Genomic DNA, 13,522 nt, shown 5'->3' with positions numbered 1-13,522 from the left:
GTTTTGCCCACCCTAACGAAACGCGCCCCAAAAGCGCGACCTCAGATCGTCACGACGATCTTGCCGAACTGTTCGTTCGACTCCAGAAAGCGATGCGCTTCGACGATGTCTTCGAACCGGAACGTCCGGGCGATGACCGGCTTCAATGCGCCGTCTGACAGACCGTCGAGGACGAACGCCTTTGCATTCGCAAGGCGTACGGGATCGCGGATGATCTCGTGCACGAGGTAGCCGCGCAGAACCAGGCTCTTGGTCAACACGTTGAAGAGCGGAAACGGCGTCGGCGCGGGGCTCAGCCCGCCATACTCGATTAAGATTCCGCCCCGTGACATCGCCGCGGTCAGCGGCTCGAATGCGGGACCGCCGACGGCGTCGAACACCACGCGGAGGCCGTTTGGGCCCGCAACCTCCGCCAGCCGCCCCCCGATATCTTCCTCGTCCGAGGCGATCACGTGGGCCGCGCCGGCATCGCGCAAGGCAGCCTGCTTGCTGGAGGTCCGCGTCAGCGCGACCGGGACCGCGCCGATCCGGTTCGCGATCTGGATCGCCGCAAGCCCGACACTGCTCGATGCCGCCGTGATGGCGACGAGCTCGCCTCGTCCAAGTCCGGCAATATCGACCAGCGCGCCGTAAGCCGTCAGATACTGCATCCACACCGCGGCCGCGACCTCGAAGCCGAGCTCGGGCGGATGCTTCACGACGAGCTCGGCCGGAAACGTCGCGAGCTCGGCATAGGCCGGCCATCGCACCATTGACAGCGGCGGCACGATGCTGACCGCATCGCCCGGCGCAAAGCCGGTCACGTCTTCGCCAACTACCTCAACGAGGCCGGCCGCCTCCAGACCAAGGCCAGACGGAAAGGTCGCGGTCTCGATATAGGTGCCCCTCCGCAGCAGCGCCTCCGCGCGGTTGAGACCGAGTGCCCTGACGCGGACCTGCAGCTCGCCCCTCGCTGGCGGTGGAACGTCCACGGTCTCGATACAAAGCACTTCGGGACCGCCATGCCGGTGAAAGCGAACGACGCGCGCCACGGATACACTCCAAAACAATTGAACCGAATGAGAGCTATGCCGATCCGCCTGAAGCGGATAAATGGCTCAAATAAGCGAACAGTCGAAACCAGGAGTTTTCAATCATGGACCGCCTGACCAGCATGGCCGTGTTCGTTCGGGCCGTCGATCTCGGCTCGTTCGCGGCCGCGGCCGACGCCCTGGAGATGTCCGGGCCGATGGTCGGCAAGCACGTCCGCTTCCTCGAAGAACGCCTCGGCGTCCGCCTTCTCAACCGCACCACGCGGCGCCAGAGCCTGACCGAGACCGGCCAGGCCTATTACGCGCGCTGCCGCGCCGTGCTCAGCGAAGCCGAAGCCGCCGACAACGTCGTTGCCGATGAACTGTCCGAGCCGCGCGGAAAGCTGCGCGTGACCATGCCTGCCCTGCTCGGACGGCATTGCATCGCCCCTCTGTTGATGAAGCTGGCGCGAAAATATCCGCATCTCGAACTCGACCTCTCGTTCGGCGACCCGATCGCCGACATCATCGAATCCGGCTACGATCTTGCGATCCGGACCGGTGATCTCGACGACCAGTCCGGCCTGATCACCCGGCGCATCGCGAGCCAGCGCATGGTGGTGTGCGGCGCGCGGTCCTACCTGCGCGCCAACGGCAAGCCGAAGGCGCTCGACGATCTCGCCGGGCATCAGGCCATCATCTATCGCCGCTCCGGCCGTGTGCGGCCGTGGCTGTTTCCGCAAGAAGGCCAGCTTCCACGCGAGATCATGCCTGCGGGCAGGCTGAGGCTCGACGATCTCGAGGCGATCGCCGATGCCACCGTGCAAGGCATGGGGCTCGCCTGGCTGCCGTACTGGCTGGTCCGCGAACGCCTCCGCACCGGCGCGCTGGTCCGCCTCTTCGAAGGCCAGGGCGAATTCCTCTACGACTGCCACGCGCTGTGGCCCCGCTCGCCCCGGCTTCCGCCGAAAGTCCGCGCCGCCGTGGACGCGCTGGCCACCGCGTTGCCGAAGCACATGGAGTGATGGTCGAGCCGGGCTCCGTTAACCCCTCGTCCACCATCCGGCCCGCGCCGCCCGCGGTAACCACGAGAATTAACAGACCCTCAACGCAGCCCAGACAAGTCTAGCAATGTTTCCTGAGGGGTTTTGCCGTGGATCTGTTGGTTTTCGAGTTCCTGGGACTGGCTCTGGTCGCGATGTGCGTGCTGGTCGTGGCGCTGCCCTGTGCCCGTAAATCCTCGCAGCGGGTCCGCTACGAATAGGAATTTCGTCGGAAAGCAGCGATTCCGGCCCGGTGCAAGCCTCGAATTCGCTTAGAGCCCCTTGACATCACAGCGCTTTCGGCAGAACGGCTGATGGACTTGTCATGGGCCGTTCATGGATTTGATTACCACCACCGCTGACCTCGCGGCTGCCTGCAGCCGGCTGGCCAAGCACCCCGTCATCACCGTCGATACCGAGTTCCTGCGCGAGACCACCTATTACCCGCTGCTGTGCGTGGTGCAGATGGCCAGCCCCGAGGAAGCGATCGTCATCGACGCCCTCGCTCCGGGCATCGACCTCAAGCCGTTCTTCGAGCTGATGGGCAACGAGGCCGTGCTGAAGGTATTCCACGCCGCCCGCCAGGATATCGAGATCATCTGGCACCAGGCGGGCATCATCCCGCACCCGGTGTTCGACACCCAGGTCGCAGCCATGGTGCTCGGCTACGGCGACAGCATCGCCTATGACGCGCTGGTCGAGAAGGTCACCGGGCACCGCCCGGACAAGACCCACCGCTTCACCGACTGGTCGCGCCGGCCGCTGACCAAGGAGCAGATGCATTACGCGGTGTCCGACGTCACGCATCTGCGCGACGTGTTCGCCGCCCTCGATGCCGACCTCAAGAAGCGCCGCCGCAGCGAATGGGTCTCGATCGAGATGGAGGTCCTGACCTCGCCTCGCACTTACGACTTCCACCCCGAACGTGCCTGGGAGCGGCTGAAGACGCGCGTGCGCAAGCCGAAGGATCTCGCGGTCCTGATGGAGGTCGCCGCCTGGCGCGAGCAGGAAGCGCAGAGCCGCGACGTGCCGCGCGGCCGCGTGCTGCGCGACGAGGCCGTCAGCGACATCGCCACCCATGCGCCGAACACGCTGGAGAAGCTCGCGAACCTGCGCTCGGTGCCGAAGGGTTTTGAGAAATCCAAATGGGGCGCGGACATCGTCGCGGCGGTTCAGCGCGGGCTCGCGCGGGATTTGTCGACGCTGCCGAAGCTGGAGAAGCCACGCAACAACAACAACGGCGCGGCCATCGTCGAGCTGCTCAAGGTGCTGCTGCGCATGACCGCCGAGCGCCACGCCGTTGCCAGCAAGGTGATCGCCACCGTCGACGATCTCGAGGAGATCGCGGCCAGTGACGAGGCCGATGTCCCTGCCCTGCGCGGCTGGCGCCGCGAGCTGTTTGGCGATGCCGCCCTGAAGCTCAAGCGCGGCGAACTTGCGCTTGCCGTCGAGAAGGGCCGCGTGATCGGGGTTCAGCGGGCTTAGCGCTGGCGGCTAGCTATCAACGCGCAATAACTCTCGCGCCGTCATCCTGAGGTGCGAGGCGTGCGGTGCAAAGCACCGCACGGGGAGCCTCGAAGGATGAGCGGCCCCGTTGTCGCCGCGCCGAGAGAGTCGGGCCGTCGCCCTTCGAGGCTCGCCGAAGAGGCGAGCACCTCAGGGTGACGGGGATAGACCGACTGCGCCGCCTTACGCCGGCGTCAGCTTGGCCACTTCCGGCTTCATGTCATTCAGCACGCCCGCGATCGCCGCAACCAGCTCATCGATCTGGGCCTTGGTGACGATCAGCGGCGGGCAGATGGCGATGGCATCCAGCATGTTGCGCGAGATCACGCCGCGCTCCTGGAGCATGCGGCTGGCCATGCCGCCGACCGCACCGGGCGTCGCCGCTGCCGTCTTGCGGCCCTTGTCGAGCACCAGCTCGATCGCGGCGATCATGCCGACGCCGCGGACCTCACCGACCAGCGGATGGCTGGTCAACTCGCGCAGGCGGCCCTGCATGTAGGCGCCGAGCTCGGCGGCATGCGCGACCAGGCCACGCTCCTCGATGATCTTCAGGTTCTCCAGCGCAATGGCCGAGCCGACCGGATGGCCGCCCGCGGTGAAGCCGTGGCCGAGCACGCCGATCTTGTTGCTCTCGTCGGCGATCGGCTCGAACATCTTGTCGTTCATCAGGATCGCCGAGAACGGGAAATAGCTCGAGGTGATCTGCTTGGAGACCACGAGCGCATCGGGCTTGATGCCGTAGGTCTCGCAGCCGAACATCTTGCCGGTGCGGCCGAAGCCGCAGATCACCTCGTCGGCGACCAGCAGGATGTCGTACTTCTTCAAAACTGCCTGGATCTTGTCCCAATAGGTCGCCGGCGGCACGATGACGCCGCCCGCCCCCATCACCGGCTCGCCGAAGAAGGCCGCGATCGTCTCCGGGCCTTCCTTCTGGATCAGCGCGTCGAGCTCCTCGGCCCTGCGCGTCGCGAACGCCTCCTCGCTCTCGCCGGGAGCGCCGTCCTTGTAGAAATGCGGCGAGCCCGTGTGCAGGATGTTCGGCAGCGGCAGGTCGAACGAGCGGTGGTTGTTCGGCAGGCCCGTGAGGCTCGCCGAGGCAATGGTGACGCCGTGATAGGCGCGCATGCGGCTGATGATCTTCTTGCGCTGGGGCTGGCCGAGCGCATTGGAGCGGTAGGCGATCAGCTTCAGGACGGTGTCGTTGGCCTCCGAGCCTGAGTTGGTGAAGAACACCTTGCTCATCGGAACAGGCGCGAGCGAGACCAGCTTCTCGGCGAGATCGATCGAGGGCCCGTGCGATTTGGCGGAGAACGTATGGTAGAACGGCAGCGCCAGCATCTGCTTGTGCGCGGCCTCCACCAGGCGCTTCTCGTTGAAGCCGAGCCCAACGCTCCACAGGCCCGCCATCGCCTCGAAATAGCGCTTGCCCGCCGCGTCGAACACGTAAGGGCCCTCGCCGCGCTCGATCACCAGGGGACCGGCCTGCTGATGGGCGCGCGCATTGGTATAGGGATGGAGCTGGTAGGCCACATCGCGGGCTTCTTGCGAATTGGGCAGCATGGACATTTGCGGAGATCCTTAAAGTCGTCGCGTCGCCGGCGCGGCTCACGTCATCACTTGATGACCGAGTTACTGGCTATTGCCATGAGACGGAACTTGCAACGCCAATTCGTCGGCAATGGGCGCTCGGCAGCGTTGCACAAAGCCACACACGGGACGCTTGGAGAACTGGCAGCCGTCAGGCCGCGCTGTCATCATCGCCCTCGCCGGCGGCGCGGGCGGCTTCCCTCACCTCGACCAGCGCCATCGACAGCAGATAGACGGTCGTGGGCAAGCCGACGCGGCGCGCCGTCTCGGCGGCACGCGACAGCTGGTTCGCCAGTTCCTTGAGCTCGTCTCCACGTGGCAATGTCCCATCCCATCCGCCGATTGCGGCCGCCTACACCGCAACGGCGCCGCTGGCTCTGATCAGCTCGGCGCTGGACTGGATTGTAGCAAAATTGCCGATGACATTCACCACCGAGGTTTTGTAGGCCGCCGCCTCACCCGTGCCGGGCTGGCGACAGGCCACGGCATCGGTGACGACCTGATAGCGGTGGCTGCGGTGAAACCCGTCCACGGCGGTGGCCAGGATGGTCTCGTCCAGGGAAAAGCCGATCACCACGCAGCGCACGTTGCGGATATTGGACATATAGTCCACAAACCGCGCGGAACTGTAGGCCGACGGCAGCGGGTGCTCGAACGTCATCTCTCCGGGCCTCGGCTTCGCCTCCGCGATCCAATCGGTCAGCTTCGATGCCGGATTGAACCATGCCGCCTGGGCGATGCGCTTCAGATGCATCACCGGCCAGAGATTGCTGCGCCACAGCGTCAGCAACTCCAGGCAGCGCAAGGTGGCTGCGTCGCCGTCGAAGATGACGTGGTGACGCCCGGGGGTCAGGTATTCGACCTGGAGATCCGCGCAGACCAGGATCGGCGGATCGTCGGAGATGGAAGCCAGCATTGTCTTGCGCGCAGCTGCATCGGTTTCAGCGATCGGCGAGTGCGACGTCCCGCAGCGGCGACGTCACCGCCCGGCCGGCGGACGCATCGAGCACGCCCGGCCGGTCCCAATCGCCCTCGGGCCGGATGATCACATAGGGATCGCTGTCGAGCGTGATGGCGTCCGGCCCCGGCTCGATCTCCAGCAGCATCTCCGTATAGGAGAAATCGGAGAAGGTGATCTTCCTGTTATGGCCGAGCGGCTTGGCGCCGAAATGGGCCCAGAAGTCGACCAGCCGGTCCTGCGCCTGGCCGTAGATCTTGCGAAAGCCCTTGCGCTTCACATAGTCGACGCTCGCCTGCACCAGCTTGAACGAGACGCGCGAGCGCCGGTATTGGTGCCGGACCGCCAGCCGCTCGACCTTGGCGAAATCGCCGAAGAAGCGTACCCGCAGGCAGCCCGCGGGCTCGTTGCCGACATAGCCGATGAAATGCGCGGCCACCATGTCGTTGCCGTCGAATTCTTCGTCGAACGGACAATCCTGCTCGGCGAGATAGACCGCCGAGCGGATCGCGGTGACCAGCATCAGGTCGCTGGGATCACGCGCGATGCGGACGGTGATGGCGCGGGAGTCGGGCTTGGCGAGGGGAATTCTAGTGCCGTGCATCTGCAAAACTCCTTGATTGGATGATCGCGCCCGGCATGCGCGCCGGCTGCCGATGCCAGGGGCGCTCGTAACACCAGAGGTCGGGCTGGAAGCTCGGCACCGGAGCAAAGCCGGTCGCTCTCATGATCTCGCGTCCGGCCACGGTTGACGGCTGCGCATAGCAATCGGCGCCGCGAAACCTTAGCTGTCGCAGATGAGCCGCGGCCTTGCCGAGACCGGCGATGCCGCGCCCCGTCGCCGCAATCGCCCAGATGTAGATGGCCGCGACGTCTTCTTGCGCGGAGGCGAGATAGTGCATCTCGGGCGCGGTGAGGCAGATCTCGTCCAGCAGCAGCGCATCATGGCCGCGCTCATTGAGAAACAGGAAAGCCATGCCGCCGACGAGACGGCCCTTCCGGCTGAAGGTGAGAATGCTCTGGGGATCGAACGTGAAGTATCTCGTCAGGCCGGCGGCGCCGATCTGCACGCCCGGCACGAGCCGCCGTGCCATGTCGGCAAGATCGGCGACTTCGGAAAATTGCGCGCAGCGCACGTCGACGTCCGCACTGAGCGGCAACGCGTCGAAATCATGCCTTGCGGCAAACGAGCCCCTTTCCATACCACCCTCACCCCTCTATCGTTTGCGGCTTTCGTACCCCGCTATGAGGATGAGCTTAGCGGCTGGGGATCTGGCGTATGCAGCAGTTATTGCACCGGGGTGCTGCGATGATGCAGCACCGTGAAGAAGCCCTGGACGCGTCCTGGGACGATTTGAAGCTGTTTTTAGCGTGCGCCAAATATAAAAGTTTCCGCAACGCCGCCGAGGAGCTCGCCCTTACCTCCACCACCTTGATGCGCCGGATCGACCGGCTCGAGGAGAGCATCGGCTGCAAGCTGTTCCTGCGCGACCAGAGCGGGCTCACGCTCAGCGATGAAGGCACCGCGATGATCGCCGACGTTGCGCATATGGAGCGTCATGCCTTCAACGTCTTCCGCCGCGCCTCGCGCGTGTCGAACGATACGTCGGGCACCGTGCGCGTCGCAGTGACGGAGGGCCCGGGCAATTTCTGGATCCTGCCGCGGCTGATCGATTTCCAGAAGACCTATCGCAAGATCACCGTCGATCTGCGCTGCGCGATGGAGCAGGCCGACGTCGCGCGCCTGGAGTCCGACATCGCGATCCAGCTCGAGCCGCCGACCAATCCCGACCTGATCGTCGCCAAGCTCGGCCGCCTGCACATCTATCCCTTCGTCTCCAAGGAGTACGAAGATCTCTATGGCCTGCCGGCCACCCTCGCCGACCTGACCAACCACCGCATCATCAAGCAGAGCGCGCCGCAGGTCGACGACGGCGCCTATGCCCGCGTGCTCGGGCTGAAATCGCTCGAAGGCATCGTCGGGATCAAGACCAACTCCTCGGTCGGCGTGCTCTATGCGGTGGAGCGCGGCGCCGGCATCGGCTTCCTGCCGACCGTGTCGGTCGCGCTCGGGGCGCCGCTCGTTCCCGTCGATCTCGGCGTCAGCCACCACGCCGATCTCTGGCTCACCTATCACAGCGAGTTTCGCGGCTCCGAGCGCCACAAGGTCGTGGTCGAGTGGCTGAAGAAGATCTTCGACCCGAAGACCTATCCCTGCTTCCGCGACGAGTTCATTCATCCGAACGCGCTGGTGCCGATGATGACGGCCGCGCGCGAGGGCTTTGGATTGACGGGCTATGTCGCGGCGACGCCGACGTAAGCGGTCGCTACCATCGATATTCGAAGCCGACCGTGCCCTGATGCGAGGTCAGCTCGTTGCGGAACTTGCCGTCGTAGTTGATGTAGAGCCGCGCCGTGTTGGTCAGGCTGAGCGAGGCCGAGGCGCCCGCGTCCGCGCCGTAACGGCTCTCCCCGATGCCGGGCACGACGATGCTCTGGCTCCCGAGGCTGACCTGCACCGATCCCAAATTCTGGTCAAAATTGTCAACGAACTTGCCGTAGGCCGATAGGTCGAGAATCTTCCGGTCGAAGATGAAGTAACGGCCGATCTCCGCACCGATCATGATGCGCGCGCGTGAGAGTGCCGTGGAGCCGACATTGAGCGGATCAAGCCCGCCCGTCTCCTGGAATGCCGCGCTGGTGGCGCGCACATATTCGAGCGCGCCCTTGGGCACGACGCGCATCTGGTCCTTGGTCCAGTAATAGCTGATCTCGGTCAGCGCGCCGTCGACCGCGGCGCGATAGCCCGCGCTGGCAAGGCCAAAGCCGGTATCCCGGCTGGAATGGACCTTGCCGAAGCCGTGCACCACCGCGAAAGCCCAGGTCCATGGGCCCTTGTCGACCGAGCCGTTGAACCCGATTTGCGTGAGGTCGAGCGTTGCCGACTGCAGCGCCAGCGGCACATCGATGTCGGTGTGACTCTGGTCGACGGAGAAGCCGAGATTGACGCCGGGCGCGATCCGCGCGCCGAAGCCGGCGACGCCGCCGAACGTCTTGCGCTTGTCGCCGACGAAATCGCCTTGCGCGTCGGTCCGCACCGACATGCCGTAGCCCTCGAACCAGGTGCGGTAGCGCGGATCTTCCGTGGCCGCGGACGCGCCGCCGCCACCGGGATTGGTCCGGAATGCCCGGTTGACACCGCCGGAAGCCTGGTTGCCGAGCCGCTCCAGGAAATTGGAGCCGAAATTGAGCATGCTGTTGCCGACCGACTGGTCGTAATTGATCGAGGTCGGCGTAGGAATTGGTGTCGGGGTCGGCGTCGGAACCGGGGTCGGTGACGGCGTGGGTGTCGGCGTCGGTGTTGGTGTTGGTGTTGGTGTCGCGGTTGGCGTCGGCGTCGGACTTTGCGCGAGGACGGGCGTCGCGGCCGACGTCATCACGACGAGTGCAAACGCCATCGCGACCGTTGCCGCCCCCCTGACGACGCGGCTCAGCCAAATCGTCTGCCGTGTCCCTGAGAGCTGCGAGGTGCAGCGCATGACGACAAATCCCAAAGCAAATGGCGGCCGCAAAAATGCAACAGGAGCGGCCCAAGCATGATGCGATTTGTGCCGAACTGTTACTGAGGGTCAACCGGTTGGCACACCACCGTGGAGGCTATTGCCTCGGTTGTGGTTCCTTTGCCACAGGTCGCAAATCGCGGGTTGTGACAGCCCACCCGGCCTTGAAAATCGCGCGCGGCTTGCTAACGCGCGATTTTCGTGTTGCAATATTGGTCACAATCGGAATTAGCCGCGCGGCTGTGCGTTTCGCGACACTGAGACTCGAACAGACTTCCGGAAGCCCGTTTGTGGCGTGGCACGCGAAATAGCGGCCGCGTCTTTTTTGTACCAAGTGGAGGAGACTACGATGCCGCAAAAGGGCACCGTCAAATGGTTCAACCCGACCAAGGGCTATGGGTTCATCAAGCCGAACGGCGGCGACAAGGACGTGTTCGTCCACATCTCGGCCGTCGAGCGTGCCGGACTTTCGACCCTCAACGAGAACCAGGTGGTTGAATACGACCTCGTGGAGAACCGCGGCAAATCGTCCGCGGAGAACCTCAAGGTCTCCTGATTTCTCTCAATGAGAGATCATGACGTTGCCCCCGGCTCTGCCGGGGGATTTTGTTTAGGGACCAGAAGAAGAAAGCGCTTCAGCTCACCACAGGCGCAATCAGAAAATTCTCGGACGCAGAGCTCCCCGCCGTCTTGCACACATCACCTTCGATCTTGACCTTGCCGGTCGCCAGCAGCCGCAGCGCTTCGGGATAGATGCGGTGCTCCACTTCGAGGATGCGCTCGGACAGCGTGTCCGCCGTATCGTGGTCGCTGACGGGAACTGCGCCCTGCATCACGATCGGGCCGGCGTCGGTCTCGGGGATCACGAAGTGCACCGTCGCGCCGGACAGTTTGACGCCGGCGCGCAAGGCCTGGCCGTGCGGGTCGAGGCCGGGGAACGACGGCAGCAGCGACGGATGGATGTTGAGCATCCGCCCGTACCAGGCTTTTGTGAACTCCGCGGTGAACAGGCGCATGAAACCGCCGAGACAGATCAGCTCGATGCCATGCTGGTCGAGCGCTGCCTGCAGCACCTTCTCGAAACCGGCGCGGTCCTTGCCGAACGGCTTGCTCTCGATCACCAGCGTGTTGACGCCGCTCGCCCTCGCCCGTTCGAGGCCCGGCGCGTCCGCCTTGTTCGAGATGACCAGCGAGATCTCAGCCGGAAAGTCGGCCGAGCTTGCTGCCTTGATCAGCGCGGACATGTTGGAGCCGCGACCGGAGATCAGGATGGCGACGCGGCGCTTCATCACAGTTCCAGATCGAGGTGACCGTTATAGACGACGCGGTGCTCGCCCTCGGCGGGGATCACGGTGCCGAGTTGCACCGCGGTCTCGCCGGCGTCGGTGAAGACCTCGACCACCTTGTCGACCTTGTCAGGCTCGACGATCGCGATCATGCCGATGCCGCAATTGAAGGTGCGCAGCATTTCGAGCTCGGCAATGCCGGCTTGCGCCGCCAGCCATTTGAACACCGGCAGCACCGGCAGGCGCGCGAGGTCAATGCCGACGCCGAGATTCTGCGGCAGCACGCGCGGAATGTTGTCGGTGAAACCGCCGCCGGTGATGTGGGCAAGCCCCTTCACCGCGCCCGTCTCGCGGATCGCGCGCAGGCAGGATTTGACGTAAAGCCTGGTCGGCGTTAGCAGCGCGCCGCCAAGCGTCATCACCGGCGCGAACGGCGCCGGCGCCCCGAAGCCGAGGCCGGACCGCTCGACGATCTTGCGCACCAGCGAGAAGCCGTTGGAGTGCACGCCCGACGAGGCGAGGCCGATCACGGCATCGCCCGCGGCGATGTCCTTGCGCGGCAGCAGCGTGCCCCGTTCGGCCGCCCCGACGGCAAAGCCGCCGAGGTCGTAATCGCCGTCCTTATAGAGGCCGGGCATTTCTGCGGTCTCGCCGCCGATCAGGGCACAGCCGGACTCGCGGCAGCCTTCGGCGATACCGGCAACGATCGAGGCGGTGGCGTCCGGATCGAGCTTGCCGCAGGCGAAATAGTCCAGGAAGAACAGCGGTTCGGCTCCCTGCACCACGAGGTCGTTGACGCTCATGGCGACGAGGTCGATGCCGATGCCGCCATGCAGGCCGGTTTCGATCGCGATCTTGACCTTGGTTCCGACGCCGTCGGTCGCCGCGACCAGGACGGGATCCTTGAAGCCGGCCGCCTTGAGGTCGAACAGGCCGCCGAAACCGCCGATTTCGGCATCGGCGCCGGGGCGCGCAGTGGCGCGCACCATCGGCTTGATCAGGTCGACGAGGCGGTTACCGGCGTCGATATCGACACCTGAATCGGCGTAAGTGAGGCCGTTTTTGCGGTCGGTCATGCCCGATTTCCAGTGGGTTTGCGGCTGGTTACGTCGAATTCCGGGGACGCGCAATGGCTCGCATGGCGCGCCTGCCTATACTATGTAGATATCAACCGGTTCAGCCTCCCGAGGGGCCGGATTCGAGGTCAGGCCGGGTGCCGGGAAGCGCCGCGTGAGTATTCCGAATATCATTACCCTGGGCCGCATCCTGCTGGTCCCGATCATCGTCTGGGCCATCGTGTCGAGCCAAATGGAGGTGGCATTCGCCGTCTTCCTGATCGCCGGCATCAGCGACGCCGTCGACGGCTTCCTGGCCAAGCGCTTCAACATGGCGAGCGAGCTGGGCGCCCTGCTCGACCCGCTCGCCGACAAGGCGCTGCTGGTGTCGATCTACCTCGCGCTCGGCATTTGGGGGGACATCCCGCGCTGGATCGTGATCCTGGTGGTGTCGCGCGATATCATGATCGTCGCAGCAGTGATCGTATCCTGGCTGTTCGACAAGCCGGTCGAGATGAAGCCGTCGAAAGTATCCAAGCTAAACACAGTGGCGCAGGTCGCCTATGCCGCTCTGGTGCTGGCCGCCCTTGCCTTCGGCTTCAAGCCGGCGCCCTATGACATCGTCCTGATGGGCTTCGTCACGGTCTTCACGCTCTCCTCCGTGTCGCTCTATCTCGTCGAATGGCTGCGGCACATGAGCACGATCGAGGCGAAGTGAGCCGGACGCGGCCCCGCAAAAGGCCAACTCGCACTCGATGAAGTCGACTCTTTCAAACAAGGCCGGCACGCCGGCATGGAGCAAGGCCAGCGTGGCAGTCCGCGTTCACCCCCGACAATTGGCCTTCGCGCTTCCGCATGCGGAGAGCCTCAGCCGGGACAATTTCCTCGAAGGTCCCGCCAACGAAGCCGGCCTTGCCCTCATCGATGCTTGGCCGGAATGGCCGAACCGGATCATGTGGCTGGCGGGCCCCGAAGGCAGCGGCAAGAGCCATCTCGCCGCGATCTGGGCGGAGGTGTCAGGCGCACGCTCGACCTCGGCCAATGCGCTGACCGCCGCAGGCGTCCCCGGCGCGCTCGTCACCGGCGCGGTGGTGGTCGAGGATCTCAAGGCCGGGGATTTTGATGAGCGCGCGCTGTTCCATCTCATGAACCTGGCCCGCGAGGACGGCGCCTATGTCCTGTTCACGGGCCGCGAGGTGCCGGCGTCGCTGGAGATCGACCTCCGCGACCTCCGCTCGCGCCTGCGCGCCGTGCCCGTGGTCGCACTGCTGCCGCCGGACGACCAGCTGTTCCGCGGCCTCATCGTCAAATTCTGCGCCGACCGCCAGCTCAGCGTGGACGAGAGCGTGGTCAGCTATCTCGCCACCCGCCTGGAGCGGTCCTCGGCGGCGGCCCGGCAGGCCGTGGAGCTGCTCGACAGCGAGGCCCTCCGGCTCGGTCGGCCCGTCACAAGGGCCTTGGCCGCCGAGCTGCTGCGGGACGCGTGACCCGTCCGCCTGCCCCCGAGGCCGCTTGAC

General features: G+C 65.1%; 15 protein-coding genes. 6 read left to right on the top strand and 9 right to left on the bottom strand.

Features of this window, described 5'->3' with window-relative positions; translation table 11 throughout:
• Positions 1-41: 41 nt before the first annotated feature.
• Positions 42-1,031 carry a zinc-dependent alcohol dehydrogenase family protein gene (locus tag HYH08_RS02465; protein WP_220008141.1) on the bottom strand — a complete coding sequence of 330 codons (990 nt, stop codon included), beginning with the start codon at positions 1,029-1,031 and terminating at the stop codon, positions 42-44.
• A 104-nt stretch (positions 1,032-1,135) separates the two neighbouring features.
• Between HYH08_RS02465 and HYH08_RS02460 the strand changes: the two genes are divergently transcribed.
• On the top strand, positions 1,136-2,035 hold the full coding sequence (locus HYH08_RS02460) for a LysR family transcriptional regulator (RefSeq protein WP_220008140.1): 900 nt from the start codon (positions 1,136-1,138) through the stop codon (positions 2,033-2,035).
• Positions 2,036-2,389: 354 nt separating this feature from the next.
• Positions 2,390-3,538 (top strand): ribonuclease D, encoded by a 1,149-nt coding sequence (gene rnd, locus HYH08_RS02455; RefSeq protein WP_220008139.1) that lies wholly within the window; start codon positions 2,390-2,392, stop codon positions 3,536-3,538.
• Positions 3,539-3,742: 204 nt separating this feature from the next.
• On the opposite strand, the gene HYH08_RS02450 is transcribed toward rnd, so the two are convergent.
• From HYH08_RS02450 to HYH08_RS02430, 5 genes are all read right to left on the bottom strand, one after another.
• The gene (locus HYH08_RS02450; RefSeq protein WP_220008138.1) at positions 3,743-5,125 is read right to left on the bottom strand and encodes an aspartate aminotransferase family protein; all 1,383 of its coding nucleotides are present in this window, start codon (positions 5,123-5,125) and stop codon (positions 3,743-3,745) included.
• A gap of 172 nt (positions 5,126-5,297) precedes the next feature.
• Complete coding sequence (locus tag HYH08_RS02445; RefSeq protein WP_220008137.1) at positions 5,298-5,468, bottom strand: hypothetical protein; 171 nt, start codon at positions 5,466-5,468, stop codon at positions 5,298-5,300.
• A 30-nt stretch (positions 5,469-5,498) separates the two neighbouring features.
• Positions 5,499-6,062, bottom strand: coding sequence for an isochorismatase family protein (locus HYH08_RS02440; protein ID WP_220008136.1), 564 nt, complete (start codon positions 6,060-6,062; stop codon positions 5,499-5,501).
• 25 nt (positions 6,063-6,087) lie between these two features.
• A complete protein-coding gene (locus tag HYH08_RS02435; RefSeq protein ID WP_220008135.1) occupies positions 6,088-6,708 on the bottom strand; it encodes a GNAT family N-acetyltransferase in 621 nt (206 codons plus the stop codon).
• Positions 6,695-7,306, bottom strand: a complete 612-nt coding sequence (locus HYH08_RS02430) for a hypothetical protein (protein WP_220008134.1) — start codon at positions 7,304-7,306, stop codon at positions 6,695-6,697. The genes HYH08_RS02435 and HYH08_RS02430 overlap by 14 nt, the downstream gene beginning before the upstream one ends.
• Positions 7,307-7,383: 77 nt before the next feature.
• On the opposite strand from HYH08_RS02430, the gene HYH08_RS02425 reads away from it, so the two are divergent.
• On the top strand, positions 7,384-8,424 hold the full coding sequence (locus HYH08_RS02425; protein ID WP_220008133.1) for a LysR family transcriptional regulator: 1,041 nt from the start codon (positions 7,384-7,386) through the stop codon (positions 8,422-8,424).
• A gap of 7 nt (positions 8,425-8,431) precedes the next feature.
• Here HYH08_RS02425 and HYH08_RS02420 read toward each other — a convergent pair whose 3' ends face one another.
• Positions 8,432-9,643 carry an autotransporter outer membrane beta-barrel domain-containing protein gene (locus HYH08_RS02420; protein ID WP_220008132.1) on the bottom strand — a complete coding sequence of 404 codons (1,212 nt, stop codon included), beginning with the start codon at positions 9,641-9,643 and terminating at the stop codon, positions 8,432-8,434.
• 370 nt (positions 9,644-10,013) lie between these two features.
• On the opposite strand from HYH08_RS02420, the gene HYH08_RS02415 reads away from it, so the two are divergent.
• The gene (locus HYH08_RS02415) at positions 10,014-10,220 is read left to right on the top strand and encodes a cold-shock protein (protein WP_008551638.1); all 207 of its coding nucleotides are present in this window, start codon (positions 10,014-10,016) and stop codon (positions 10,218-10,220) included.
• 79 nt (positions 10,221-10,299) lie between these two features.
• Here the strand turns inward: HYH08_RS02415 and purN are convergent, their stop codons facing one another.
• Together purN and purM are read right to left on the bottom strand one after the other, a co-directional pair.
• A complete protein-coding gene (purN, locus tag HYH08_RS02410; RefSeq protein ID WP_220008131.1) occupies positions 10,300-10,953 on the bottom strand; it encodes a phosphoribosylglycinamide formyltransferase in 654 nt (217 codons plus the stop codon).
• Positions 10,953-12,026, bottom strand: a complete 1,074-nt coding sequence (gene purM, locus HYH08_RS02405; RefSeq protein WP_220008130.1) for a phosphoribosylformylglycinamidine cyclo-ligase — start codon at positions 12,024-12,026, stop codon at positions 10,953-10,955. The genes purN and purM overlap by 1 nt, the downstream gene beginning before the upstream one ends.
• A 154-nt stretch (positions 12,027-12,180) precedes the next feature.
• Between purM and HYH08_RS02400 the strand changes: the two genes are divergently transcribed.
• Together HYH08_RS02400 and HYH08_RS02395 are read left to right on the top strand one after the other, a co-directional pair.
• Complete coding sequence (locus HYH08_RS02400; RefSeq protein WP_220008129.1) at positions 12,181-12,723, top strand: CDP-alcohol phosphatidyltransferase family protein; 543 nt, start codon at positions 12,181-12,183, stop codon at positions 12,721-12,723.
• Between the two features lie 91 nt (positions 12,724-12,814).
• On the top strand, positions 12,815-13,492 hold the full coding sequence (locus HYH08_RS02395; protein ID WP_220008128.1) for a P-loop NTPase family protein: 678 nt from the start codon (positions 12,815-12,817) through the stop codon (positions 13,490-13,492).
• Positions 13,493-13,522: the final 30 nt, after the last annotated feature.

It is taken from the genome of Bradyrhizobium sp. BR 10289, from assembly GCF_019455385.1.
In the GTDB taxonomy this organism is placed as follows: domain Bacteria; phylum Pseudomonadota; class Alphaproteobacteria; order Rhizobiales; family Xanthobacteraceae; genus Bradyrhizobium.
This window is presented reverse-complemented; position numbering and strand designations above follow the sequence as displayed.